The sequence below is a fragment of the Rathayibacter sp. YIM 133350 genome (genome assembly GCF_037404875.1).
Lineage (GTDB): Bacteria > Actinomycetota > Actinomycetes > Actinomycetales > Microbacteriaceae > Orlajensenia.
In genome coordinates this window covers 495,618-520,350 of the sequence record NZ_JBBELO010000033.1, presented here as the reverse complement: position 1 = coordinate 520,350, position 24,733 = coordinate 495,618, and the positions used below count along the sequence as shown (strand labels likewise).

The window sequence follows — 24,733 nt, the reverse complement described above, 5'->3', positions numbered from 1 at the left end:
CCGTCCGGCCGCCAGAGCGGCCCGGACCGCGTCGAACCGTGCCGGCAACGCCTCCCCGGTCAGCAACCGGGTGCCCCGCTGCGTGGCGGCTCCCAGGCGCAGGCGCCGCCGGGCTTCGGTGCGGGAGATCAGGGTGAGACGCTCGAGCAGTTCCACGGCGTTGCCGCAGCCGGAGCGGCGGGCCAGGGACTCCGAACCCAGGATCGGGCGGGACTGATCCCCGACCGTGGCGGCGACGGCGATCCGCAGGGCGTCCACGGCGCGGCCGGCGCGCTCCACATCACCGGCCACCGCGAACAGTGCCGGCGCGTGCTCATCCAACCCGGACGCGTCGACCTCGGTGAGGACCTCACGCAGCAGGGTCGTGGCCTGCTCGAGTCGCTCCCGGATCGTTGCCATACCCCCAACTTACGGACACCCACCGACACTGCTCCGCTGCCGCATCCACAGCCTGACCGGGCATTTCCTATCCACACCCTGTGGAGAAATCCCACGCCAAACCTGCCTGTGGAGGACGGGCGCGGGCCCGGTGGAGGCGCTTCACAACCTCGGGTCGGGGCGCCTACGCAGGGGTGTAGCGGGCGGCGATGATGCCCGACTCGTATCGCTCCACGGCGAGCAGGCGCAGCCCCACCGGGTGGGGCGTCGTGAGCCGTACCTCGCCTTCACCCACCATGAACGGGTGGATGCCGACATGCACCTCGTCGACGAGGCCGGCATCCAGCAGAGTCGCCGCCAGCTCGCCGTACCCGTGGGAGATGAGCGATCGGTGGCTCTCGCGCAGCCCGCGCACCGCGTCGACGACGTCACCCTCGATGAGCGTCGCGTTCCAGTCGAGCGGGCCAGAGAGCGTACGCGAGGCCACGTATTTCGGAAGGGCGTTGTAATGGTCGGCGAACCCGCGCTCGTCGGTCTGGGCCGGCCAGTATTCACGGAAGAACTCGTAGCTCTCCCGGCCCAGCAGCACCGCGTCGGCACCGAAGACGAGTTCGTCGGAGGCGCGTAACAGATCGGGGTCGTTCGCGTCGAACCACTTCTCCATCTGGTCGAACACGCCGTCGAGCGTCATTTCGAATGAGATCGTCACTGTTCCCATTGCACCAGCCTGCTCCATTCGCCGCCCGATGTCACGGCGCGCTGTCAGGGCTCGCTGTCCGGGCTCGCCGCGCCGCCGCGGATGACCGCCTCGACCACCGCATCCCACACGGTCGGCGGCAGGTCATGGCCCCCTCCCGGCAACGCGACGAAGCGTGCGCCAGGGATGTCGGCGGCAAGTGCTCGCCCGTTCCCGAGGGGGAACACCGGATCGGCTGTGCCGTGGAGCACCGTCGTGGGCACCCGGATCTCACCGAGACGCTCCCGCCAACGGGGCGCTTGCTCGACGTGATCCGCCCCGGGCTCGTCGCGGTGCATGCCGGGCGAGCGGCGCACGGTGTCGGTCCACATGGCCCGGTCGTTGGCCTCGTCGAAGTGATCACCCGCGTAGTGGCGGTCGATGTCGACCAGGTGCCGGATGACGTCTTCCGCATCACTCCAGTCGGGCTCGGGCAACGGATGCGCCCAGAACTCCTGCATGCCGGGCTTCGCAGCCGGCAGGTCGGCGTCGGCCTCGAAGAGCGTGGGGCTCGTCGAGATCAACGTGAGGGCGTGAACCCGATCCGGATGCTCCAGTGCGGCGAGTTGGGCGATCCACCCACCGGCAGAGAACCCGACCCAGTGCGCGTCGTCGGCGGCCACCGCATCCAGCACCGCGATCGCGTCGTCGATGGCCACCAGCAGTCCGTCTCGGCGAGCACCCGGAGGCCCCAACGTCGCCTCGCCGGTGCCGCGCTGGTCGTACCGCACGACACGGAATCCAGCCCGCACGATCCGATCGCAGAACTCCGGTCGCCACCAGTCCATCGACGAGTCGGCTCCGGCCACGAGCAGTACGACCGGGTCGCTCTGCACGCCGGCGACCTCCGCAGCGATGCGGGCGCCGTCGGGGCGCGGCACGGGCACTGCCCTGCGCGCGGCATCCGTTGCGCTCATGGCCACCATCATGCAGCAAACGCTCAGTCGGAGCAGGCGTCAGCGGGCGTATGCTCTCAAGAACAGGGTGTCCCAGTCCCCGGCACCGCGCATGACGACCTCGACGTCGTCGTCGCGATCGGAGGGGACCATGTCCACCATCATCCGCACCGGGCGCCGGGAAGGCGCCCGATCCCCTTCGGGCAATAACGACTACACCGACCTGGCGAAGGCGGTGCAGGCCACCGGCCTGATGCGGCGTCGGTACGGCTACTACTGGACGAAGCTGATCGCGATTCCGCTCGTGCTCGGAGCCGCCGTGCTGGCGTTCATCGTGATCGGCGACACGTGGTGGCAGTTGTTCTCGGCCGTCGGATTCGCCGTGCTGTTCACCCAGATCGCCTTCCTGGGCCACGACGCCGCCCACCGTCAGATCTTCCGCTCCGGCAAGTGGAACGACTGGATCAGCCTCATCATCGGCGATCTCTTCATCGGCATGAGCTACGGGTGGTGGCAGCACAAGCACACCCGGCACCACGCGAACCCCAACAAGCAGGGCTCCGACCCAGACATCGAACTCCCCGTCATCTCGTTCACGCCGCAACAGGCGGAACGTCGGCGCAGCCAGGCGACGAGCTGGCTCATCGCCCACCAGGGCCTCTTCTTCTTCCCGATCCTGCTGCTCGAGGGTCTTTCGCTGCACGCGTCGAGCGTGCGCCGCGTGCTCTCCCGCGAGCACGTGGACCGTCGGTGGTTCGAGATCGCCTTCCTCAGCGTGCGCCTCGGCGGCTTCGTCACCCTCGTCTTCATCGTTCTCTCGCCTGGCGTCGCCGCCGCCTTCCTCGGCGTGCAACTCGGGCTGTTCGGCCTGTACATGGGCTCCACCTTCGCCCCGAACCACAAGGGGATGCCGCTGCTGCCGGAGGATGCGCGGCTGGACTTCCTGCGTCGGCAGGTGCTCACGAGCCGCAACATCCGCGGAAATCGACTGGTCGACACCTTCATGGGAGGCCTGAACTACCAGATCGAGCACCACCTGTTCCCGTCGATGCCGCGTCCGCATCTGCGCCGGGTCGCACCGCTCATCTCGGAGTACTGCGAGCGGATCGGCGTTCCCTACACGCAGACCGGCCTCTGGCAGTCGTACGGCATCGTCATCCGCCACATCAATCGGGTCGGACTCGGCGAGCGCGATCCGTTCGAGTGCCCGCTCGTCGCACAGCGCCAGGCGCTGTCCTCACCTCTGAGCCCTTGAGGCGGCCGTGAGGCGGCCGTGACCGGCGACCGGCCGCCGTGTCGAACTCAGGTGTGCTGCACTCGCCTCGCGACCCGGTTGCCGATGCCCTGGGCCAACTGCACGAGCACGATGAGGATGAGCACGATGACGGCCACGACGAACCAGTCGAACCGCGCGTAGCCATACCGCAGGGCCAGGTCTCCGAGGCCGCCGCCTCCGATGACGCCCGCGACCGCGGTCGCGTCCACGAGCGCGACGAAGATGTAGGTCAGGCCCAGCGTGAGCGGCCCGAGCGCCTCGGGGATCGCGATCGTGAACAACACGCGCGCCGGTCCGGCGCCCATCGCTGCTCCCGCCTCGATGGCGCCGCCGGCGACCGAGACGAGGTTGGATTCGGCCACCCGCGCGATCGCCACGCTCGCCACCAACGTGAGGGGCACGGTCGCCGCGAGCGGTCCGATGCTCGTTCCGACGAGGGCGCGCGTGAGCGGGATGATCGACACGGCGATGATGATGAACGGCACGGGCCGGATCACGTTGATCACGAAGTTGAGCACCGTGAACAGCGGGCCGTTCGCGAGCACGTTCCCCGGCCGGGTGGCGTAGAGCAGCAGCCCGAGGAGAAGGCCGAGTACGGCGGCGAGCAGGAACGACACTGTCAGCGTCAGTGCCGTCTCTCCAAGGGCCTTGAGAATGCGCGGGACGAGGGCGTCCAGGTCGATGTCACGCATGCGCGAGCTCCTTCGTCGTCTCGGTGAGGTCGGTGACCTGCGTGATCTCGCGCAGGTCGGCGACAGCGGCGTCCGTCGCGTCGTGGTCGCCGAGCAGCTCGACCGTGAGACTTCCGAAGAGCCGCGACTGCAGCTCGTTCACGCCGCCGTAGACGACGTTGAAGTCCACGCCGCGTTGGCGGGCGACACGCGAGAGGAAGGGGTCGTTGGACTCGCGGTTCTCAACGTGCACCTGCACCAGCCGCCCCGGGTGCACCGCGCGGATGCGGGAAAGGGTCTCGGCGGAGGGCAGGTGGTGCAGCACCGACGACACGAACCGGCGGGTGGTCGCATCCCGGGGATTCGAGAACACGTCGTAGACCGTGCCGTTCTCCACGACCTCGCCGTCCTGCATCACCGCGACCTTGTTGGTGATGGAACGAATGACGTCCATCTCGTGGGTGACGAGCAGGATGGTGACGCCGTACTCGCGGTTCACCCGCTGCAGCAGGTCGAGCACCTCGCTCGTGGTCTGCGGATCGAGGGCACTCGTCGCCTCGTCGGAGATGAGGATGTCGGGCCGGTTCGCGAGCGCCCGGGCGATGCCGACGCGCTGCTTCTGGCCTCCGGAGAGTCGCGAAGGGTATTGCAGCGCCTTGTCGGTGAGGCCGACGAAGTCGAGCAGCTCCTCGACCCTGTCCAGGATCTGCGCCTCCGAGTGGCCGGCGAGCTTCAGCGGATAGGCGATGTTCTTGTAGACGTTGCGTGACTGCAGCAGGTTGAACTGCTGGAAGATCATGCCGATGCGCTGCCTGGCCCGGTATAATTCCGTCCCACGCAAGGCCGAGATCACCTGGCCGTTGACCACGACCCGACCGGAGGTGGGGCGCTCGAGGGCATTCACGGTGCGCAGGAGTGTGGATTTTCCGGCACCCGAGTAGCCCACGATGCCGTAGATGTCTCCGCGCTCGACGGTGAGATCGACGCCTTTGAGCGCCTCGAAGCGCTTTCCCTTGAGATCGAAGGTCTTCGACACCTTCTCGAAACTGATGGCCGTGCCCATGATGCTCCTTCGCGAGACGCTCTCGCCGCTCGGCGGGGCCGCACGGTCGGTGACCGCGCGACCCCGCCTCGTGATCCGACTACTTCGTCGCCTGCGCGACCTTCTCGAGGTCTGCCAGCTTCGAACGCAGCTTGTCGACGGGAACGTCGACGAGAACCGTGCTGCCGAAGCTCTCCTTCTCCAGGGCGTCGGCGACACGCGGGTCGGCATAGGCCTTCTTGAGGATCTTCCATGCCGGGTTGTCGACGTCGTCCTTGCGGGTGGCGATGACGTTCACGTAGGGCAGCGACTCATCGGCGAGGGAGTCGTCGAGGAAGAGCGCGTCGTCCTTCGTGATGCCCTGCGACGGGTCGAAGTACGAGGTGCCCACCACGACGGCTGACAGGCTCGGGTCGTTGAACTGCTGCGGGATCGTCTTCGCCGCGATCTCGACGAACTGGATGTTCTTCGGGTTGCCGACGACGTCATCCGTGGTGGGGAAGTCGCCCACGCCGTCTTTCAGCGTGATCAGCTTGGCCGCCTGGAGGATGAAGAGCGCGCGGCCGGCGTTCGACGGGTCGTCGGGGATGGCGATGTGCGCGCCGTCGGGCAGCTTGTCGAGGGACTTCAGCGTCGACGAGAAGACACCCCACTGGGTGATGACCGTCGAGAACACCGGAGTGATATCTGCCTTGTTCTGGGCGTTGAAGGCACTCAGGTAGAGGATGTGCTGGAAGGCATTCGCGTCGACGTTTCCGGCGACGAGCTCCGTGTTGGGCAGCACCCAGTCATCGAGATTCACCCACTCGACGTCGAGGCCCTTCTCGGCCGCCACCGTCTTGATCTCGTCTTGGAAGTCGCTGTCTTCGCTCGTGGCGATCTTCACGTGCAGGGTCTTGGCCGTGGCATCCGGCCCCGACGCCGCGGCGCTGTTGTTCCCGGAGTTGACGGCGATGACGACACCGCCGGCGACCAGCAGGGCGACGATGGCTGCTCCGACCCCGATGAGGATGTTGCGCCTGCGCTTCTTGCCGCCCGCGACGGCGGTGCGCAGCTCGCTGTTCTTCTCGGGACCGGGGCCCGGTTCGGTGGTGTTGTCCGACATCGCGCAGTTTCTCCTTCGTGTGATCGCCCTCCGGTTCGAGGACGGCGGCTTCCCAGGTGCGGGGAGCCCTATTCCACTGGGGACTCTGCGGCGAGACAACGAGAGGTCGTAACCTCAGCACATCCGCCGTAACGAAGTTGACAAGTCGGTTCGCGAACCCCTCGCGCGGGTGGCCGGCGAGGCTCAGCGCCGACGCAGCAGGAGGACCGGGATCACACGCGTCGTCTTGGCCTCGTACGAGGCGAAGCTGCTGTTCGGCAGCTCGGTGAAGCGCCTCCACCCCGCATCGCGCTCCTCGGCGACGAGCCGCTCGGCACGCACCTCGACGACGCCGTCATCGGGCGTCTCGACGGTGACGTCGGGATGCGCGAGCAGGTTGTAGAACCACTGGGGGTTGGTCGGGGCACCGCCCTTCGACGCCGCGATGAGCCAGCCGTCGTCGGTGGGGATCCCCCGCACCGGGCTCACCCGTTCCGCACCGGTGCGGGCGCCGACATGGTGCACCAGCACCAGGTCGCGGCCGAAGCCGTGCTGCTCGACCGTTCCGCCGGTGCGGCGGAACTCCTCGATGATCGCGTCGTTCCAGTCGGCCATGCCACACCCTTCTGCTGCCGCGCCATGCGGTGCAGCAAGCCACGATACGCGTGGTCGCAGCCGACATCGGGATGCTCGCACTCGCCGCGGGAGCAGCATCCGCGTAGCGTGGAACGGCAAGCATGCGCTCACGAACAAGGAGGTTCCCGTGGCCGAGCTCTCACCCATCCAGCCGTGTCTGTGGTTCGACGACCAGGCACGCGAGGCGATGAACTATTACGTGGACGTGTTCCCGAATTCGCGTATCACTTCCATTCAGGACTACCCCGATGAGTCGCTCGACGAGCATTTCGCCGGCATGACGGCCAAGGTGCTCAACGGCCAGTTCACGCTGAACGGCGTGGACTTCGTCTGCCTCGACGGCGGCCCGATGTTCCCCTTCACCGAGGCGGTCTCGTTCGTGGTGTCGTGCGCCGATCAGGACGAGATCGATCTCTACTGGGCGGCTCTCTCGCATGTACCGGAAGCCGAGCAGTGCGGCTGGTGCAAGGACCGCTTCGGCGTCAGCTGGCAGGTCATCCCGGCGAATCTGGGCGACCTGCTGCAACGGCCCGTGCAGATCCAGGCGATGATGCAGCAGAAGAAGATCGTGATCAGCGAACTCGAGAACGCCTGAACTATGGGTCGCGACCCGAACATCCCCGACGCCTTCGACGTCTACACGGTCGTGACGCTGCGCCGGCCCGATGACGCGCCCTCTCTGTCCGACCGGGAGATCGACGAGCTGCAGGCGCGCCACCTCGCGTATCGCGCGGAACTGGCTCGACGCGGCGTACTCGTCGTCAACGGACCGCTCATGCGGCAGAGCGACGAGCGCTGCCGTGGCATCTCGATCTTCGCGTGCGATCTCGCCGAGGCCGCCCGGCTGACGGATGCCGACCCCTCCGTCGTGGCGGGATGGCTCGCGTACGACGTGATGGAGTGGTGGGTCACGGCGGGTTCGCTCGCCTTCCCGTTCGCCGCGGGGTCCGTCGGCGAGCGCCGGTCGCTGCCGCAGTACTGAGGGACCGGGCGCGACGCTGAGACGTTGGATGACGCCGACCCCTCAGGGTGGGCGGTACCGTGAGGCGGGTCGGGGTCCGAACGGTCCCGTCGGCTGATCCGTCACAGCACGTCTCGCGGATCGGTCATAGCTGTTCACAGCGCCTGCACGAGGCGGGCGCACTCGAGAAGGGAAAGCCGATGTCAGACCAGAACCCGACCGTTGTGCTCGTTCACGGTGCATTCGCCGAATCCGCCAGCTGGAACGGCGTCATCGAACGGCTTCATGCCGAGGGCATCACCGCCGTCGCCGCCGCCAACCCGTTGCGCAGCCTCGCCGGCGATGCAACCTACGTGCGCGACGTGATCTCCGCCGTCGGCGAGCCGGTCGTGCTCGTCGGCCACTCCTACGGCGGCCTCGTGATCACGGAAGCGTCCGCTGGGAACGACGACGTGGCCGCCCTCGTGTACGTGTCGGCTTTCACGCCCGACACCGGCGACAGCGCACTCTCGCTGTCGGCGAGCGCGCCCGGGTCCACGCTCGGCGACGCCATCGAACCGCATCCGTCGGCCGAGGGCGGCGTCGAGTTCGTCATTCGCCGCGACGCCTTCCACGACCAGTTCGCCGCTGACGTGGATGCCGCGACGGCCGCTCTCATGGGAGCCACCCAGCGCCCGGTCACCGAGGCGGCCCTGTCCGCTCCCACGCAGGCGACGACTCCCGGATGGAAGGACCACCCGTCGTGGCACGTATGGGGGTCGGCTGACCGCAACATCCCGGCCGCCGTGCTGCGGGCCGGCGCCGAGCGTGCCGGTGCGCGCGGTGCGAATGAGATCGAGGGCGCCGGCCACGCCACGAGCGTCTCGCAGCCGGATGCCGTCGCCGCAGCGATCATCGACGCCGTGCGCGCTGTCGCCGCAGAGCGGGCGGCCGCGTAGGCCGCGTCGGCGCCCGCCCGTTGCGCCACTTCCCCGGCCGTTGCGCCAGATGTTCTGGCACAACGGCCGCCGAACTGGCGCAACACCGAACCCGGCAGCAGGATCAGCCCCTACGCGTGCTTGTCGGGCTCGCCGCCGTCGGGCTCCACGCTCCACTCCGGCGGTTCGTCGGCACCGCTCTCCTCGTCGCGCTCGGCGTCGGCGCTGGTGGGCTGCACGATGCCCGGCGCGTGGTGAACGGGCGCGTAGACGGTGTAAAGCCGCAGCGGCTCGTCGCCGGTGTTCTCCACGTCATGCCAGGTTCCGGCCGGAACCTGCACGCTCCAGCCGTCGCCGACATCCTCCTGGAACGTGAGCTCGTCTTTCGACGGCCCCATCTTGGCCCTGCCTCGTCCGGATTCCACGCGCAGGAACTGGTCGGTCTCCGGATGCGACTCCAGCCCGATCGACTCGCCCACCGGAATGGACATCAGCGTGACCTGCAGGTACTTCCCGCTCCAGGCAACGGTGCGATAGTTCTCGTTCTGCGTGGTCGCGGTCTCGATGTCGAACGCGTTCGGCTCGGGCCCGTTGTCGGTGATGTCCATGAGGCGCTGTCCTTCCCTGTCGGTCGAGGGTGACGCCAGCCGCGAGCGCTGGCCTGCGCTCAGGTTAGTCCCGCACGCCGGTCGCGGTCTCGGGATGCCCGCCCTCGGCATCCGGCACCCACTCGAGAAGGTCGCCGGGCTGGCACTCGAGCACGCGGCAGATGGCGTCGAGCGTGCTGAACCGCACCGCCTTGGCACGCCCGTTCTTCAGCACCGCGACGTTCGCCGGCGTGAGCCCCACACGCTCCGCGAACTCGCCGACGCTCAGCTTGCGCCGGGCCAGCTGTACGTCGATGCGCACGATGATCGGCATCAGATGACCGCCTCCCAGTCGCTGCGCAACACGGTCGCCTGCCGCAGCAGCGCTCGCATGAGAACGATCGTGAGCACGACCACCCCGCCGATGAGCGCCATGCCCGTCAACAGGACGGGCGTGCCCGGGTCGCGCAGCTCGGGCGTGAAGTAGATCACGCCGATGAAGTACGCGGCGACGCCGGCGAAGAGCAGCCAGCCGCCGAGCATCGTCCACACGATCACGTCGACCCAGGCGAAGGCCTCCGCGCTGAAGATGCGGTCGGCGCGCACGAGGGTGAGCAGCCGCCAGGTGCACACGATCACGATCTGGATGGCGATGGCCTCGAGGATGCCGAGCGTGAGCAGCATCCACGGAACGGCGCCGAGCTCCGGGTGTTCCCCCGCCACGTGCGAGAACTGGCCGGGCAGGCTGAGCAGCTCGGCCATGAGCAGTCCGAGAAAGACGAGCACGAGCAGCACTCGAAACGGAACGACGACCCAACCGAGGTTATTCATATATCGAATATCACCGCTTATCTATCGTTTGTCAATAGATTGTGGTCGAGATGGCCGACCGTGGAGGCGTTAGGGGTAGCCGGTGGTCGCCGGGAGAATCGTTGCGTCGCATGGCGCGGCGACGCCGCCGTCGCATCCAGTGGAGGAGGCGTATTCACCGGAGGAGTGCGTGGTGAACGTCACTGAATGGCTGCTCGATTCCGACCCGTCCATCCGCTGGCAGGTGATGCGTGACCTGACCGACGAGCCGAGCGAGGCCGTCGCCGCGGAGCGGGCCCGCGTCGCGACCGAGGGATGGGGAGCGCAACTGCTCGAACTGCAGGATGAGCGTGGCTATTGGGGCGGAGAGGAGTACGGCGAAGACCGCAAGAGCGTGTTCTGGACGCTGCACAGCCTGCGCCGCCTCGGCCTCGACCCGCGTTCCCCGCTGGCGCGGGAGGCGATCGAGCGCGTCGCTGCCAACGTGGTCTGGCAGTACTGGGACGACCTGCCCTTCTTCGCCGGTGAGGTCGAGCCCTGCATCAACGGGGGCGTGCTCGCGCTGGCAGGGTATTTTGGGCAGCTCGGCCAGGGCAGCGACCGCATCCTGGACCTGCTGCTGGCTGAGCGCCTCGATGACGGCGGCTGGAACTGCGACGCGCCCCAATCGAAGCGGTCCTCGTTCGACACCACGCTGTGCGTGCTCGAGGGCTTCGCCGAGTACCAGCGCGTCACCGGCGAGACGGGCGATCGAGTGACGGATGCGCGCCGCACCGGCGAGGAGTACCTGCTCGAGCGCAACCTGTTCCGCCGGCTCTCCACCGGCGAGATCGCCAACGGCCGCTACGTGAATCTCTCGTTCCCGCCGTACTGGTTCTACGACGTGCTGCGTTCGCTGGACTACTTCCGCACGGCCCACGACGAGCCCGACGAGCGGCTGGCGCCGGCCATCGACCTGCTCCTCGCCCAGCGGGAGCCCGACGGACGCTGGCTTGCTGGCACTCCGTGGCCCGGCGAGGTGTACTTCGCGCTCGACGCCCCCGAGAACGAGCCCAGCCGGTGGAACACGCTGCGAGCGCTCAGGGTGCTCCGCTGGTACGACGAGTCGCTCGTATAGGAGTGTCCACGAAGTCAGAGGTCTCGGAGGCCTGCGGCCGAGAGGGGTCGCTTCCGCGTAGGGTTCCTAGGCTTCGGCCGCGCCGACGTCGATGAGCACCTTGCCGATGATTCCGCCCTCCACCGCGTCATGCGCGGCAGCGGTCTCCTCCAGCCGGTAGCGGTGCAGTGGCAGCCCGGCGCTCTCGCCGACCGCGAGCGCCCCGTCCCGAGCGGCGGAGGTCACGTCTTCGCCGGCGGCGACCCACGCATCCGTTCCCATCGTGTAGATGAGCACGAACTGGTAGCGCAGGTTTGCCGCGATGGCCGGGCCGAAGTCGATGGTGACCGGCTTGTCGCCGTCGTTGCCGTAGCTCGCGATCGTGGAGAGCGGATGCGTGACCGCCTGGTCGAGTGAGGCGTTCGCGCCCAGCGCCACCTCGACGACCTGGTCGACGCCGTCGGGAACGATCGCGTGAATCTGGTCGACGACATCCGCGTCGCGATAGTTGATCACGTGATGGGCGCCGGCCGCCGTGGCGAGCGCCGCCTTGTCGGGACTGCTCACCGTGGCGATGACCGTGGCGCCCGCCCAGCGGGCCAGCTGGATGGCGGCATGGCCCACCGCACCCGCACCCCCCGAGACGAGAACGGTGCGCCCGTTGAGCGCCCCGGGATGCAAGCGTGTGGGGCCGCCTTCCGCGACGGTCAGCGCCCGATGGGCGGTGACGGCGGGGACTCCGAGGCTCGCTCCCACGTCGAAGCTCACGCCGTCGGGAAGGGGGAATGCGCGCTCGGCCAAGGTCACCGTGTACTCCTGCGCGGTGCCGGATGCCGGCCGGTCGCGCGCCGAGATGGCCAGCCACACGCGGTCGCCGACGGCGAACCCATCGACGCCGGGGCCCACGGCGTCGACCACGCCCGCTCCGTCCTGGTTGGGAACACTGGCCTGCGCGGGCTTCCCCGCCCCTGAGCTGCGACGGGCCTTCCAGTCGGTGGGGTTCACTCCCGAGACGACGACCCGAACCCTCAGCTCCCCTGGCCCGGGTTCGGCGACCTCTCGCTCGGTGGGCTCCAGCATTGACGAGTCACCGGGACGGTCGTACACGATCGCTCTCATGTCAGGTGCAACCGACTCCGGGCGCTCGGGATTCCGGATGCCACGCCCGAGTCCCGATTGCCGCCGTCGGCGGGCAGTGGCAGGGTGGCGTCATGGCGATCGAGGTGCGCCCCGCATCCGTCTTCGACGACGTGAAAGCACTGGTCGGTCCGAAGCGACCCGACGCGAACGTGTGCTGGTGCCTGAGTTACCGGCTCACGTCGTCGGCCGAGAGTCAGCGGCTGACCGGAATCGAGCGCGGAGAGCGCGTGCGTGAGCTCTGCGGGCAGACGCCGCCGCCGGGCGTCATCGCCTACGACTCGGGAGAGCCCGTGGGGTGGGCGGCCGTGCATCCCCGCGCGGACACGAGCTTCGCCCGCAACCGCAGGATCCCCCATCTCGACGACCTCGACGTGTGGTCGCTCTGGTGCATCCGGGTGCGGCCCGGACACCGGGGCGAGGGACTCTCGCACCACCTCGTCGAGGGCGCGGTCGCCTTCGCCCGGGATCACGGGGCGCCGGCGATCGAGGGCTACCCCGTCGACAACGGCACCGCGAAGGTCGACGCGACCATGGCCTACGTCGGCACGAGGAGGCTCTTCGAGCGGGCCGGCTTCTCGAAGGCCGCCGACACCACATCGGTCATCAACGGCTTCCCGCGCATCCTGATGCGGCTCCCGCTCAGCTGAAGCGCCCGCCGGCGCGACAGTTCGACACCAGGGGTTCTTCCGCTCGTCACTTCGCACCCCTAGTTTGGGGCACGAAGACCTCTCGCAACGTTGCACGAAGGAGACAGCATGCCCAGGCGTCCGTTCGTATTCGCCCTCGCAAGCGCCATCGTCGGTGTCATGCTGGCCGGGACCATCGGTGCGGCAGGTGCGTCGGCCGCGCCGGCTGCCGCGCCAAGGGATGTTGCGGCAGTGCGCAGCGCCTCCGCGGCCCTCTCTCCCGCCAAGAACATCCGTGTCGCGACCTTCAATCTCTCACTGAACCGCGCGTCGCAGGGCCAGCTCGAGGCAGACCTCGCCACAGGCGCCGACCCCCAGGCGCGCACGGTCGCCGAGATCATCCAACGCGCGAATCCCGACGTCGTGCTGCTGAACGAGTTCGACTACGTTCCCGACGGACGGGCCGCGGATGCCTTCCGCCACAACTACCTCCAGGTCGGTCAGGGCGGAGCCGAGCCGGTCACCTATCCCTACGCCTTCGTGGCACCGTCGAACACCGGCATCCCGAGCGGCTTCGACCTGAACAACGACGGCACGGTCGGCGGACCAGACGACGCGCTGGGCTTCGGCACCTTCGAGGGCCAGTACGGCATGGCGATCCTGTCGAAGTTCCCCATCGTCGCCGACAAGGTGCGCACCTTCCAGAAGTTCCTCTGGAAGGACATGCCGGGTGCGCTGCTGCCCGACGACCCCGCGACGCCCGCCGCGAACGACTGGTTCTCGCCCGAGGAGCTGAAGGTCGTGCGCCTCTCGAGCAAGTCGCACTGGGACGTGCCCGTGAGCGTCGGCAGTTCGACCATCCACATCCTCGCATCCCATCCCACGCCTCCCACGTTCGATGGGCCCGAAGACCGCAATGGGCGGCGCAACCACGACGAGATCCGCTTCTGGGCCGATTACCTCTCGCCGTTCACGAGCCGGTACATCACCGATGATGCCGGCAAGCGCGGCGGCCTCTCACTGCTCACGCCCTTCGTGATCCTCGGCGACCAGAACGCCGATCCGCTCGACGGAGACTCCGTGAAGGCGGCGGTGAACCAACTGCTCGATCACTGGCGCGTGACCGACCCTCGCGCGACCTCCGCCGGCGGTGTCGAGGCATCGGCACTGCAGGGCGGCGCGAACCTCGCCCACCAGGGGGATCCGAAGTACGACACCGCGGACTTCGCCGACACCGCTCCGGGCAACCTGCGAGCCGACTACGTTCTGCCGTCGCGGCTGCTGCTGCAGGTGCGGGATGCCGGGGTCTTCTGGCCGGTGCAGTCCGATCCCCTGTCGCGACTGACCGGCGTCTACCCGTTCCCGAGCAGCGACCACCGCCTCGTGTGGGCAGACCTGACCGTGCCGCGCTGGCTGGGGTGGATCAGTTGGGGGATGCATTCCCGCGCCGGTCTTTCTAGGATGCGGTGACGGGCACTGTCGCTCGCGCGGGGAATCGAAGGAGAACACCGTGTCGTTCCAGGCCTACCTCGACAACATCGAGGCGAAGACGGGCATCACGCCGCGTCAGTTCATCGCACTCGCTCGTGAACGCGGCTTCGACGAGACGACGAAGGCCAAGCCCATCGTCGAGTGGCTGAAGCAGGACTACGGCCTGGGCCAGGGGCACGCCATGGCGCTCGTGCACGTCATCACCAAGGGACCGCAGATCAGCACCAAGCACGTCGGCACCGATGGTGCTCACAGCGACCCGAGCGACACGCTCTGGCTCGACGGCGCCGCGAGCAACCCCAACCCGTGAACTGAACCGCGCCGACTTGCCACTTCTTGCAAGGTCGCGTGCGCCTGAACCCGCAAGAAGTGGAAAGTCGGTGCGAGAGGCTCAGGCTGCGCGGACCCGGCCCGTGTAGACGCCGGCTTCGAGGTCCTCGAGCAGCGTCGGATGCGTCGGCGTCCACTCGAGCAGCTGCTGCGTGATGGCGCTGGACGCCGGCATGTCGACGGAGAAGAACCGGCCGATCCATCCGAAGTGCTCATCGACATCCGCAGGCGAAACGGATGCGACGGGCACCTCGAGCTCGCGCCCGATCGCCTCGGCGATCGCCCGGGCGGTGATGCCCTGTTCCGCGACCCCGTGCACACGGGACCCGGCGGGTGCCTTCTCGAGGGCGAGACGGATCATCGCCGCGACATCGAGACGGTGTGCCGCCGGCCAGCGGTTCACTCCATCGCCGACGTACGCCGAGACCCTCTTCGTACGGGCGATCTCGACGAGCGTCGCGAGGAAGCCGTTGTCCCCTGCCCCATGAACCGTGGGCGCGAATCGAAGGCTCACCGTGCGAACACCGCGCTCGGCGTAGTCGAGGGCCAGCCCTTCCGCTCCGCCGCGCGGTGCATCCGGCCCGGTCAAGGGCGAGAGATCGTCCTCCGTCACGACACGACCCGGAGCCAGCAGAGCGACACCCGACGCGAATAGGAAGGCGCGATCGGATCCTTCCAATTCCCCGAGCATCGTCTCGACGGCGACGCGCTCCGTGCGGCCCGACTCGGCGAAATTGGAGAAGTCGTGCTTGAAGGCCAGGTGCACGACCGCATCGGCGTCGGCGGCTCCGGCTCGCAGACTGTCGAGGTCGTCGAGGCTTCCGTGATGTACCTGGGCGCCTGCTGCGACGACCGCATCCGCCGACTCGGCGTTCCGGGCCAGCCCCACGACCTCATGCCCTGCGGCAATCAGCTCGGGCACGACGGCCGATCCCACCCATCCGGATGCTCCTGTGACGAAAACGCGCATGTCTGGTACTCCTCAACTCCGACGCCGTCGGTAGCCATTGCCTGCCGCATCGCCAACCGCCTTCCGGTCCTGGTCGGTGATGTCAGCACCTGTCATCACTGACGTTACACCTCATGTCAGTATCTGTCATCAGTAGACTAGGCGCATGGGACGGTGGGAGGCGGACGCGCACGGCCGACTGCGCCTCGCCGCCCTCGAGCTGTTCGCTGAACGCGGGTTCGAGGGCACGACGGTTGCGCATATCTCCGAGCGGGCCGGCGTGACGGAGCGCACCTTCTTCCGGTACTTTCCCGACAAACGGGAGGTGCTCTTCGACGGCTCCGAGGCGCTCGTGCACGAAGTCGTCGGGGCGATCCTGGCCGCGCCCGCCGAGCGCAGCCCTTTCGAGTCGGCCTGTGCGGCGCTGGCTCAGGGCGGATCCCTGTTCGCAAGCCGCGAATTCTCTCGAAAGCGTTCCGCCGCCATTGCAGGCAACCCGGGCCTGCTCGAACGCGAGCTGCTGAAGATGGCCGCGCTCTCGACGGCGATCAGCGACGCCCTCCAGCAGCGCGGAGTCTCCGCCGACGAAGCGGCCCTGGCGGCCGAAGCCGCCGTGACCGTCTTCAAGCTCGCCTTCGAACGCTGGATCTCACTCGAGGGCGCGGGCGACTTCGCGCAGTGCTCGGCCGACGTGCTGGCTCGGTTCCGAACGCTGACCGCCCGCCCCTGAAACCTTCGCCGACTTGCCACTTTTTGCGGGTTCCTGCGCCGCTGAACCCGCAGAATGTGGCAAGTCGACCGGAATGGGGAGTCAGCGCAGGAGCGCCGGGCCGTGCCCCGGAAGGATGATGCGCGCATCCCGACGCATCAGGTCGTCGAAGGAGTCCGCGGCGAGATCCCTGTCGTGGTCGAACATTGCCGGCAGCAGCTGCGGCCCGCGTTCGGAGGACGTCGGGTGGCCGGTGACGAGGGCGTCCCCAGTCACGAGGATGCGCTCGGCGGGAAGCCAGTACGCCAGATGCCCCGGAGTGTGACCGGGCGCGAAGATCGGTATCACCTGGTGACCGCTGAACAGAGAGGGCTCATCGGGCCGGATGGCACGCGGCTCGGACACAGCGACCTCCGCGAGCCCGCCCGCCCGGACCGCACGCACCGCCCAGCCGAGAACCGAGGGGCGCCACAGATGTGGAAGCAGCTGACGGATGCCGATCTGGTGCGTGACCTCGCGGCGCACGTTCGGCAGCTCCTCGGCGGCCGCGAGAACCTCGACCCCGTCATCCTCAGCCAGGATGCCGCCCACCGCCCCCAGATGGTCGCTGTGCCCATGCGTGAGAAGGATCGTCGTGAGGTCGCCGCCGATCCTGTTCAGGATGCGCCGTACGCGGGGGAGGTCGCGCGGGTACCCGGCGTCGATGAGCGTGAGCGTGCCGTTGCCGGCGAGAACGGTCCAGTTCGCCAACTCCGTCTCGACGAAGTGCACGCCGGGTGCGACGAGGCGAACCGTTGCGCGCGCTATTCCGGCACCTCCGCTCGGGAGGCCTCGAGGCGGGCGACGCGTCGCCGGGCGTTCTCCTCGCTCGGCGAGACGGCACCGAGCACACGTGCGGCGAGCACGAGCAGCACGCGGGTCACCGTGATGGCCGGCCAGCGCGGACGACGCAGGCGCAGCAGCTCGCGGTACTGCGGAGCGAGCGACGCGACCGCCCCGGCGAACAGGATCGGGTACAGCGCCCCGGTGAGCCCGCGAAGTCCGGGCCGGCGCAGGAATCGCACGGCCTCGGCGACCCGCTCGTCCGGCTTCGCCTCTGCGAGGAACGCAGTCATCTCGGCGTGCAACTCCTCGACGGACGTGGGCGGATGCTGCACTCCCATCAGTCGCCCGGCCTGCGCCCACTCACGCACGTAGGCATCCGGACCGCCGGGGATGGCACCTCCCCACAACGCGTGCGCACCGAGGAACGCCTCTGTGAACGCGTCGTGCACCCAACGGAGCAGTACCTCGTCGTTCGCCGCATACGCGCGCTCGTCACCGCGCGCATCCGTGTACGTTCCACGAACCCGGTCGTGCAGGTGGGACACGAACGCCGACGCCGCGGTGGCGCTACGACGATCACCGAACGTCGTGACGGCGACCCAGCGCACGGTGCCGTCGAGCCGGCGAAGCGGGTCCGCACTGTAGGTCGACCAGTCGTGCACGCCCGCCATGGCGCCGGGGTGCAGCGTCTGAAGAAGCAGGGCACGGATGCCGGCGACGAGCGTCGGGAGCGCCCCGTTCACGGTCCAGACTGCACTGCCCGGTCCGAAGAAGCCCACGTCGTCGCCGTCGGCGAGCGCCTGCGTCCACGCCGGCGGCTGGCGCCGCTGACGCCAGGGTCGCCAGCCGGGGCCGTCGGCGCCCGCACGCTCCTCGGTTGCCATCTGCTCAGCCCTGGAAGTCCTCGGGGTCCACCTGGTCGAGAAAGCGCTTGAACTCGTCGAGCTTCTCCTCCTCGTCGCCGAAGTCGACCATGTCAGCCGGGATGCCGGCCTCGTCGATCACCTCATCCGCCACCCAGATGGGCGCATCCACCCGCACGGCGAGCGCGAGGGAGTCGGAGGGACGCGCGTCGAGCACGAGCGTGCCCGTGGGAGTGACCAGGGTGATCTCGGCGTAGAAGGTGCCGTCTTCGATGCGGGTCACGTCGACGCGCTCGATGCGGGAATGCAAGGTGTCGAGCAGCGTCGTCATCAGGTCGTGGGTGAGCGGCCGCGGGGCCTTCTCTCCCTCGACGGCGAGCAGGATCGACGTGGATTCCTGGGCGCCGATCCAGATGGGCAGCACCCGAGCCCCATCCGTGTCGCTGACGAGCGGCTTCAGCAGCACGATGTGCTGCTGGGCAGGGTCGAGTGCGACGCCGAGAATGCGAACCTGCACCATCTCTGCCTCCCGTGCCGATGGGCCGTGACACTGCCATGCTACGTCCGACTCGGGCACGGATGCGGTCCCCCTCAGCAGGGCCGACTTGCCACTCTTTGCGGGTTCAGACGGCCCTCAACCCACGAAAAGTGGCAGGTCGACGGGATCAGAGCGCGCCCGTTGCCGCCGTCTCGGTCACGTGCGGCGTCCCGTCGAAGACGAGCAGGCGGTCGGCGAGCTTGTCGACGAAGAACCGGTCGTGACTGACGACGAGAACCGCACCCGGGAAGTGGGTGAGGGCGCGTTCCATGACCTGGGTGCTCGTGATGTCGAGGTGGTTAGTCGGCTCGTCGAGCACGATGACCGCGGCACCCGAGAGCAGGCACTGCGCTATCGCGACGCGGGCGCGCTGGCCGCCCGACAGCGTGCCGATCTTCTGCTGCAGGTCGGCCTCTGAGAACTGCAGCATCGCGAGAAAGCGATTCACGCTCTTCTTCGTCGCCGTGAACGCGAGCGAATCGGGGTAGGCGTTGACGGCGTGCCCGACGCTGTCGGTCAGGTCGAGCTCGGCGTAGACCCGGTTGTACGAGACATAGCGCACGCCCTTCGCCCAGCGCACCTGGCCGGAGTCGGCATCCGTCTCTCCGGTGAGCACGTCGAGCAGTGTGGACTTTCCCGATCCGTTCGAACCGAGCACCGCCACGCGGTCGCCGCGGTGCAGGCTGAAGGAGAGCTTCTCGAACAACGGGGTGCCACCGAAGCTTTTGGTGAGGCCGATCACCTCGAGCAGGTCGTTGCTGACGCGCAGGCCGCCGTAGACATCCGTGATGATCTGGTCGATGGGCCGCGGAGCCTGGCGCTTCTTGATGTCGGCGAGCCGACGCGCGATGGCGTTGGCCGGGTTGCGGGCGGCCTCACGACGGGCGGCGCTGGCCGCCTGCTCGTAGGCGAGCAGTTCCTCCTCGTGTGCGAACTGGCGCTCGAGCATCTTCAACCGCGACTGCTTGGCGTGCACGTAGGCGGAGTAGTCGCCGTCGTACTCCTGCAGGCGGTAGTTCTCGATCTCGACGATGCGGGTGACGACCCCGTCGAGGAACTGGCGGTCGTGCGAGACCACGAGAACGGCCCCGGTGTAGCGGGCGAGCCAGTTCTCGATCCAGCGCACGCCGTCGAGGTCGAGGAAGTTCGTCGGCTCATCGAGCAGCAGCACGTCGGGATGCTGGATGAGGATCTGCGCGAGGGCCGCGCGGTTGCGCCATCCGCCCGAGAGGCGGTCGACGGGCAGGTGGCGGCGCTCCTCGTCGAATCCGAGACTCGTGAGCACGGTGTCGATGGCGTTCTCGTACGACCAGCCGTCGATCGCGTCCATGCGCTCGAACAGCTCGCCCTGCTCGGTGAGCAGCGCCGTCATGGCGTCGTGGTCGAGCGGATGCGCGAGCAGTTCGCCGATGGCATCCAGCCGCGCCTGCGTCTCGTGCACCGCCGCGAAGTGGGCGCTGAGGGTCTGCCAGGTGCTGAGCTCGCCGTCGAGTTCGGAGAACTGCGAGAAGTAGCCGACGGTCGTGCCGAGCGTCACGTCGACCGTGCCCGTCGTGGGCTGCAGGCGCCCCAGCATGAGCTCGAGGAAGGTCGTCTTGCCCGTGCCGTTCTTGCCGATGAGGCCGACGCGATCGCCGGCCCGCAACTTGAGGAACGCCTCACGGATGACCGGGCGCCCGTCGAACTCCATGGTGACGTCGTTCAGGCGGATGAGGCTCAGGAGGTGTCCTTCGTTCGGGAGAGGGATGGCCGACGGGCCGGGCCAAGACTACCGGCCGGCGCCCGCCGTTCCCTGAGCAGGCGTTCTCCGAGCCTGCGTTCCCTGAGCCACCGTTCCCTGAGCCACCGTCCCTGAGCCTGTCGAAGGGACGGCACCCGCAGGACTGCCGCACCACGCTTCGACAAGCTCAGCGAACAGCAACCAACGACGCCCGTCGACGCCCGGTCCCTGAACCGACGACGGCTCTACCTCCGCGCGGCCGGCTCTCCTACAGTGAAGCGATGATCCGTCATACCGTCGCCTTCCGCCTGCAGCACACATCCGATTCCGAGCAGGAGCGCTCCTTTCTTCACGACGCGCGCGCCCTCTCCCGCATCCCCGGCGTGCAGGCGTTCGAGCAGTTGCGCCAGGTGAGCGGCAAGAACGCATTCACCTTCGGCTTCTCGATGGAATTCGCCGACCAGGCGGCGTACGAGGCGTACAACACGCATCCCGACCACGTCGCCTTCGTGCGCGATCGATGGGTGCCCGAGGTCGCCGACTTCCTCGAGATCGACTACGTGCCCCTCGATGACTGAACCCTGCGTAACCCCGCGACGGATGTCACAATCCGAGCCTCTGCGGTGTCTTAACGGGTAGAGACACCGAGGAGGTTCCCATGCCGTCCGCCAGGAGTACGCGTCGATCGGCCAGCGATCGCCTGGCCGAACAGCTGGCTGCCACCCGATGGGGTGGCCGAGCCCAGCGCCTGCTGGCCGACCTGCGCCGGCGTACGGTTCCGAACCACTGGACGAGCATCTTCGGCGTCATCAGCGCCGCGAGCGTCGTCGTGCTCTTCGTCACGGGCATCGTGCTCATGTTCTTCTACACGCCATCGAGCCAGACCGTTCCCTATTCCGGCTCGTACGCCCCTCTGCGCAGGGCGGAGGTCTCCGAGGCGTTCGCCTCGACGATGCGGCTGAGCTTCGACATACCCGGCGGGCTGTTGCTGCGCCAGGCGCACCACTGGTCGGCATTGCTGCTGCCGGCATCCGTGGTTCTGCAGATGCTCACCACGTTCTTCACCGGCGGGTTCCGCCGCCCTCGTCGCGGCGCGTGGGTCGTGCTCTTCCTCGTGTTCGTCGCCGTGCTCATCGGCGGCTGGAGCGGCTACGCGCTTCCCGACGACCTGCTCTCGGGCACCGGCCTGCGCATCGTGGAAGGCATCGCCCTCGGCATCCCTTTCATCGGCACACAAGCCGTGCAGGTGCTCTTCGGTGGCGAGTTCCCGGGCAGCGCGCTCGCGACCCTCTATCCCGTGCACCTCGCAGTGTCGGTCACCCTGCTCGGGCTGCTGTTCGTGCGGGCGCGCCTGTGGTACCGCCAGCGAGCACCGCGCTTTCCCGACCCCAGTCGAGACCCGTCGCGGCCGGCCGAGATTCCGTTCCGCGTCGCTGCACGGCGCAACGTGGGCCTCGCATTCGTCGTGAGCGCCGTGCTCGTGCTCATCTCCGCCACGGTCACCGTCGGCCCCATCTGGCTCTACGGTCCATCCTCGCCGTCGGATGCCGGAGCGGGCAGCCAGCCGGACTGGTACACCGGCTTTCTCGACGGCGCCCTGCGACTCGTGCCTCCCGGGTGGGAATTCGAGTGGCTCGATCGCACCGTCACCCTGGCGGTGCTCGTGCCGCTGGCCGCGATCACGCTCGCGCTGGCGATCGTGGCCGTGTATCCGTTCATCGAGGAGTGGATCGCCGATGACCACAGCGACCATCACACGCTCGACCGGCCGCGCGACACCCGCACGCGCACCGGCATCGGCGTTGCCGGCCTCGTCTTCTTCGGCGTGCTCTGGCTCGCGGGCAGCGCCGACCTGGTGGCGGTCACCTTCTCGCTCAGCATCGAGGGCGTGATCGCCGCTCTGCAGGTGGCCATCCTGCTCGGCCCGGTGGGCGCGTTCGAGCTCACGCGTCGCATCTGCTTCGGACTGCAGCGCAAAGACCGCGAACTCGTGCTGCACGGCTACGAGACCGGCCGCATCGTGCGCTTGCCGGGCGGTGAATACGTCGAGGTGCATCCCCCCATCGGCGACGCCGAGCGGGCGCGGCTCACCGCCGTCACCGATCGGCAGCCGGTCGTGTTGCGCCCGGATGCCCGTGGGCGGCTTCCGCTGGCTCGCCGCGCGCGTGCGGCGCTGTCCCGTCTCTTCTTCGAGGATCGCATCGCCCGACCCGAGATCGCAGACCTCGAGGGTCCCGCCACTGCCGTGTCACCGCATCCGCCCGCAGAGGTCGAGGTGTTGCCAGAGAGAGCATCCGTGTAAGTGGGTGGTCGCTGCCAGACTCGGAACATGACGTCGAGCATCGGCACGCCGGGCGGTACGCCGGAGCGGCCCGCGCTGTTCTTCGCGGGTCCGGAGGAGTTCCGCGCCTGGCTCGAGGCGCACCACGACACAGAGACCGAACTGTGGATGGGCCTCTACAAGAAGCACGTGCCCGACCGCGGACTCACCTGGGAGCAGGCAGTGCCCGAGGCCCTCTGCTTCGGCTGGATCGACTCCGTAGGGCAGCGTATCGACGCGCATGCGACACGCCAGCGATGGACGCCGCGCAAGCCCTCGAGCATCTGGTCGCGCGTGAACATCGACCTCGTCGCGAAGCTCAGGGCCGAGGGTCGCATGCATCCCGCCGGGCTCGCGGCCTTCGAGCGTCGCCGTGAGGACCGTTCGGCCGTCTACTCGCACGAGAACCCCAACGTCGAACTGCCGCCGCAGTTCGCCGCGCAGCTCGAGGCGGATGCTGCCGCGACGGCGTTCCTCGCCGCGGCCACCGAGACCTATCGCCATCAGGTCACCCATTGGGTGGTCTCGGCGAAGCAGGAGGCGACCCGCCAACGACGCTTGGCTCAGCTGATCGACGACAGCGCTGCGGGGCGGTTGGTTCCGTTCCAGCGCTACGGTGTGGTGCCGAAGTGGGTCGAGCGCGCGGCCGCTGCCGCGCAGGCTGCGGCAGCATCCGGTTCGGCGGCACTCCCATCGGAGGCTGCACCCGACCCGGAGTGACGCTCGGCTCAGCGGATGCGGTTACCCATGATCAGCGAGGCGGCGCAACAACCGAACGAGCGTGGCCTGTTCCTCTCGGCTGAGCCCCTGCAGCTCGTCGGATTCCCGCTCGGCGAGCCGGCGCATGGCGTCATCGACGTGTGAGGCGCCATCGGCGGTGAGACGCACGAGCACGCTGCGACCGTCACGTGGGTTGGGCCGGCGGTCGATCAGGCCTCGGCGCGAGAGGTTCTCGAGCCGGTTCGTCATCGCCGCGCTGCCGATCATCGTGGCCTCGATGAGCTGAGCCGGGCTGAGCTCGTGTGGCGGCTGCGCGCGGGCGAGAGCGGCGAGAACGTCGAATTCCCAGGTGGCCAGGCCGGCACCGCTGAACGCGTCAGCCCTCAACCGTGCGAGCCTGCTCGACACCCGCCGCAGCCGCGACATCACGTCGAGCGGCGTCAGGTCGACGTCGGGGAGCCGACGTGACCAGGCATCGATGATCAGGTCGACTTCATCATCGCTCTCGCTCACCCCTTTGAGCCTACCGTCGAGGCCGCGGGCCGCGTGGCGGCGTCGCGTCGCGCTACCTATCCAGGGCGCCCGCCGCGAGGAACTCCACCCCGGCCTGTCGAAAGGCGCGCGATCCCGGCGCGTTGAAGTGGTGGCGGCCGGCGAGCTCGACGAACGTGCCCGTCGGCGTGAGGTCGGCGAGGGCGCGCGAACGCTCGAGGATCGCATCCTCGCTGCCCGTCGCGAACAGGATGGGCTGGGTCGGCGGATGCGCCGGGTCGGGGTCTGCGTCGCCGAGCCGCATGCCCTCCGCAAGCGCGATGAGTGCCCGCAGGTCGTTGCCGGCGACGCGCTCGGTGAGGGCGACATAGTTCTGGGTCACCCGGTCTTCGACGGGCGTGCCGGCCTCGACGTAGGCTCGCGCCTGCTCGATCTGCAGTCGGGCGAGCGGACGGCCGTCGGGGATGCCGCCCAGCACCGCTCGCTCGACGGCATCCGGCGCCTGTACCGCGAGCTGCCAGCCCACGCGCGCGCCGAGCGAGTACCCGACGTAGAGAACGGAGTCGAGCAGGTAGGTCTGCAGCACCGTGACGAGATCCTCGACGAGGGCGTCCATGCCGTAGGCGGTTGCGTCGTGCGGCTTGTCGCTGGCCCCGTGACCGCGCTGGTCGACGCCGAGCACACGGAACCCGGCGCGCGTGAGGTCGCGTACCCATCCCGTGTTCGCCCAGTTGTCGCGGCAGCTGGATGCGAAGCCGTGCACGCAGAGCACCGTCGGTGCGTCGTCGTCGCCCCAGAGATAGGTGGCGAGGCGAAGGCCGTCGGCCGACATCACGTACTGCGGCGACGGCATCTCGGTCAGCATCGGAAAGGCGGCGCTCATGGTGCCCATTCTGTCGGTCGAGGCGCCGCTTTCGGCG

At 68.5% G+C, this 24,733-nt stretch carries 29 protein-coding genes and 1 pseudogene; 12 read left to right on the top strand and 18 right to left on the bottom strand.

The features are described 5' to 3' along the window. The 3 genes and pseudogenes from WDJ51_RS13000 to WDJ51_RS12990 form a co-directional block, all read right to left on the bottom strand. Positions 1-399 (bottom strand): annotated as a pseudogene (locus tag WDJ51_RS13000) (hypothetical protein); the annotation flags it as partial. A 163-nt stretch (positions 400-562) separates the two neighbouring features. Beyond that, complete coding sequence (locus WDJ51_RS12995) at positions 563-1,096, bottom strand: dihydrofolate reductase family protein (RefSeq protein WP_337852874.1); 534 nt, start codon at positions 1,094-1,096, stop codon at positions 563-565. A 44-nt stretch (positions 1,097-1,140) separates the two neighbouring features. Next, positions 1,141-2,043: an alpha/beta fold hydrolase gene (locus WDJ51_RS12990; RefSeq protein WP_337852873.1), complete on the bottom strand. Its 903-nt coding sequence runs from the start codon at positions 2,041-2,043 to the stop codon at positions 1,141-1,143. A gap of 118 nt (positions 2,044-2,161) precedes the next feature. Between WDJ51_RS12990 and WDJ51_RS12985 the strand changes: the two genes are divergently transcribed. Then, positions 2,162-3,265, top strand: coding sequence for a fatty acid desaturase family protein (locus tag WDJ51_RS12985; protein WP_337852872.1), 1,104 nt, complete (start codon positions 2,162-2,164; stop codon positions 3,263-3,265). A gap of 47 nt (positions 3,266-3,312) precedes the next feature. Here the strand turns inward: WDJ51_RS12985 and WDJ51_RS12980 are convergent, their stop codons facing one another. The 4 genes from WDJ51_RS12980 to WDJ51_RS12965 all read right to left on the bottom strand — a co-directional run bounded on the left by WDJ51_RS12980 (position 3,313) and on the right by WDJ51_RS12965 (position 6,698). Then, positions 3,313-3,978, bottom strand: coding sequence for an ABC transporter permease subunit (locus tag WDJ51_RS12980; RefSeq protein WP_337852871.1), 666 nt, complete (start codon positions 3,976-3,978; stop codon positions 3,313-3,315). Continuing rightward, positions 3,971-5,020: a methionine ABC transporter ATP-binding protein gene (locus WDJ51_RS12975; RefSeq protein ID WP_337852870.1), complete on the bottom strand. Its 1,050-nt coding sequence runs from the start codon at positions 5,018-5,020 to the stop codon at positions 3,971-3,973. The genes WDJ51_RS12980 and WDJ51_RS12975 overlap by 8 nt, the downstream gene beginning before the upstream one ends. A 79-nt stretch (positions 5,021-5,099) precedes the next feature. Further along, the gene (locus WDJ51_RS12970; protein ID WP_337852869.1) at positions 5,100-6,104 is read right to left on the bottom strand and encodes a MetQ/NlpA family ABC transporter substrate-binding protein; all 1,005 of its coding nucleotides are present in this window, start codon (positions 6,102-6,104) and stop codon (positions 5,100-5,102) included. Positions 6,105-6,287: 183 nt separating this feature from the next. Beyond that, a complete protein-coding gene (locus WDJ51_RS12965) occupies positions 6,288-6,698 on the bottom strand; it encodes a nitroreductase/quinone reductase family protein (protein ID WP_337852868.1) in 411 nt (136 codons plus the stop codon). A 148-nt stretch (positions 6,699-6,846) separates the two neighbouring features. On the opposite strand from WDJ51_RS12965, the gene WDJ51_RS12960 reads away from it, so the two are divergent. The 3 genes from WDJ51_RS12960 (at position 6,847) to WDJ51_RS12950 (ending at position 8,618) form a co-directional block, all read left to right on the top strand. After that, positions 6,847-7,314, top strand: a complete 468-nt coding sequence (locus WDJ51_RS12960; protein ID WP_337852867.1) for a VOC family protein — start codon at positions 6,847-6,849, stop codon at positions 7,312-7,314. 3 nt (positions 7,315-7,317) lie between these two features. Beyond that, positions 7,318-7,701, top strand: coding sequence for a YciI family protein (locus WDJ51_RS12955; RefSeq protein ID WP_337852866.1), 384 nt, complete (start codon positions 7,318-7,320; stop codon positions 7,699-7,701). A 179-nt stretch (positions 7,702-7,880) separates the two neighbouring features. Next, positions 7,881-8,618 (top strand): alpha/beta fold hydrolase, encoded by a 738-nt coding sequence (locus WDJ51_RS12950; RefSeq protein ID WP_337852865.1) that lies wholly within the window; start codon positions 7,881-7,883, stop codon positions 8,616-8,618. Positions 8,619-8,728: 110 nt separating this feature from the next. On the opposite strand, the gene WDJ51_RS12945 is transcribed toward WDJ51_RS12950, so the two are convergent. From WDJ51_RS12945 to WDJ51_RS12935, 3 genes are all read right to left on the bottom strand, one after another. Further along, entirely contained in the window at positions 8,729-9,205 is a 477-nt protein-coding gene (locus WDJ51_RS12945) for a cupin domain-containing protein (RefSeq protein ID WP_337852864.1), read from the bottom strand. A 64-nt stretch (positions 9,206-9,269) separates the two neighbouring features. Beyond that, positions 9,270-9,518 (bottom strand): helix-turn-helix domain-containing protein, encoded by a 249-nt coding sequence (locus WDJ51_RS12940; RefSeq protein ID WP_337852863.1) that lies wholly within the window; start codon positions 9,516-9,518, stop codon positions 9,270-9,272. Further along, positions 9,518-10,015 carry a DUF2975 domain-containing protein gene (locus WDJ51_RS12935; RefSeq protein WP_337852862.1) on the bottom strand — a complete coding sequence of 166 codons (498 nt, stop codon included), beginning with the start codon at positions 10,013-10,015 and terminating at the stop codon, positions 9,518-9,520. Before WDJ51_RS12935 ends, WDJ51_RS12940 begins: the two co-directional genes overlap by 1 nt. 172 nt (positions 10,016-10,187) lie before the next feature. Here WDJ51_RS12935 and WDJ51_RS12930 point away from each other — a divergent pair, with 172 nt between their 5' ends. Further along, a complete protein-coding gene (locus tag WDJ51_RS12930; protein WP_337852861.1) occupies positions 10,188-11,111 on the top strand; it encodes a hypothetical protein in 924 nt (307 codons plus the stop codon). Between the two features lie 66 nt (positions 11,112-11,177). Here the strand turns inward: WDJ51_RS12930 and WDJ51_RS12925 are convergent, their stop codons facing one another. After that, complete coding sequence (locus WDJ51_RS12925) at positions 11,178-12,209, bottom strand: NADPH:quinone reductase (protein WP_337852860.1); 1,032 nt, start codon at positions 12,207-12,209, stop codon at positions 11,178-11,180. A gap of 92 nt (positions 12,210-12,301) precedes the next feature. Between WDJ51_RS12925 and WDJ51_RS12920 the strand changes: the two genes are divergently transcribed. The 3 genes from WDJ51_RS12920 (at position 12,302) to WDJ51_RS12910 (ending at position 14,657) form a co-directional block, all read left to right on the top strand. Beyond that, complete coding sequence (locus tag WDJ51_RS12920) at positions 12,302-12,877, top strand: GNAT family N-acetyltransferase (RefSeq protein WP_337852859.1); 576 nt, start codon at positions 12,302-12,304, stop codon at positions 12,875-12,877. Between the two features lie 108 nt (positions 12,878-12,985). Continuing rightward, positions 12,986-14,326, top strand: coding sequence for an endonuclease/exonuclease/phosphatase family protein (locus tag WDJ51_RS12915; RefSeq protein ID WP_337852858.1), 1,341 nt, complete (start codon positions 12,986-12,988; stop codon positions 14,324-14,326). A gap of 40 nt (positions 14,327-14,366) precedes the next feature. After that, positions 14,367-14,657, top strand: coding sequence for a DUF4287 domain-containing protein (locus tag WDJ51_RS12910; RefSeq protein ID WP_337852857.1), 291 nt, complete (start codon positions 14,367-14,369; stop codon positions 14,655-14,657). 81 nt (positions 14,658-14,738) lie between these two features. On the opposite strand, the gene WDJ51_RS12905 is transcribed toward WDJ51_RS12910, so the two are convergent. Then, positions 14,739-15,647, bottom strand: a complete 909-nt coding sequence (locus tag WDJ51_RS12905; RefSeq protein WP_337852856.1) for an SDR family oxidoreductase — start codon at positions 15,645-15,647, stop codon at positions 14,739-14,741. A 145-nt stretch (positions 15,648-15,792) separates the two neighbouring features. Between WDJ51_RS12905 and WDJ51_RS12900 the strand changes: the two genes are divergently transcribed. Further along, entirely contained in the window at positions 15,793-16,356 is a 564-nt protein-coding gene (locus WDJ51_RS12900; protein ID WP_337852855.1) for a TetR family transcriptional regulator, read from the top strand. 81 nt (positions 16,357-16,437) lie between these two features. Here WDJ51_RS12900 and WDJ51_RS12895 read toward each other — a convergent pair whose 3' ends face one another. The 4 genes from WDJ51_RS12895 to WDJ51_RS12880 all read right to left on the bottom strand — a co-directional run bounded on the left by WDJ51_RS12895 (position 16,438) and on the right by WDJ51_RS12880 (position 20,251). Then, positions 16,438-17,106, bottom strand: a complete 669-nt coding sequence (locus WDJ51_RS12895; protein ID WP_337852854.1) for an MBL fold metallo-hydrolase — start codon at positions 17,104-17,106, stop codon at positions 16,438-16,440. A gap of 32 nt (positions 17,107-17,138) precedes the next feature. Further along, a complete protein-coding gene (locus WDJ51_RS12890; RefSeq protein ID WP_337852853.1) occupies positions 17,139-18,044 on the bottom strand; it encodes an oxygenase MpaB family protein in 906 nt (301 codons plus the stop codon). 4 nt (positions 18,045-18,048) lie between these two features. Further along, entirely contained in the window at positions 18,049-18,543 is a 495-nt protein-coding gene (locus tag WDJ51_RS12885; protein ID WP_337852852.1) for a bifunctional nuclease family protein, read from the bottom strand. A 145-nt stretch (positions 18,544-18,688) separates the two neighbouring features. After that, positions 18,689-20,251 (bottom strand): ABC-F family ATP-binding cassette domain-containing protein, encoded by a 1,563-nt coding sequence (locus tag WDJ51_RS12880; protein WP_337852851.1) that lies wholly within the window; start codon positions 20,249-20,251, stop codon positions 18,689-18,691. A gap of 311 nt (positions 20,252-20,562) precedes the next feature. Here WDJ51_RS12880 and WDJ51_RS12875 point away from each other — a divergent pair, with 311 nt between their 5' ends. The 3 genes from WDJ51_RS12875 (at position 20,563) to WDJ51_RS12865 (ending at position 23,321) form a co-directional block, all read left to right on the top strand. Next, entirely contained in the window at positions 20,563-20,859 is a 297-nt protein-coding gene (locus tag WDJ51_RS12875) for a Dabb family protein (protein WP_337852850.1), read from the top strand. An 80-nt stretch (positions 20,860-20,939) separates the two neighbouring features. Then, positions 20,940-22,583, top strand: a complete 1,644-nt coding sequence (locus tag WDJ51_RS12870) for a cytochrome b (RefSeq protein ID WP_337852849.1) — start codon at positions 20,940-20,942, stop codon at positions 22,581-22,583. Between the two features lie 27 nt (positions 22,584-22,610). After that, on the top strand, positions 22,611-23,321 hold the full coding sequence (locus tag WDJ51_RS12865; RefSeq protein ID WP_337852848.1) for a YdeI/OmpD-associated family protein: 711 nt from the start codon (positions 22,611-22,613) through the stop codon (positions 23,319-23,321). A 21-nt stretch (positions 23,322-23,342) separates the two neighbouring features. On the opposite strand, the gene WDJ51_RS12860 is transcribed toward WDJ51_RS12865, so the two are convergent. Beyond that, positions 23,343-23,834 (bottom strand): MarR family winged helix-turn-helix transcriptional regulator, encoded by a 492-nt coding sequence (locus WDJ51_RS12860; protein WP_337852847.1) that lies wholly within the window; start codon positions 23,832-23,834, stop codon positions 23,343-23,345. Positions 23,835-23,886: 52 nt separating this feature from the next. Further along, positions 23,887-24,696, bottom strand: coding sequence for an alpha/beta fold hydrolase (locus WDJ51_RS12855; protein ID WP_337852846.1), 810 nt, complete (start codon positions 24,694-24,696; stop codon positions 23,887-23,889). Positions 24,697-24,733: the final 37 nt, after the last annotated feature.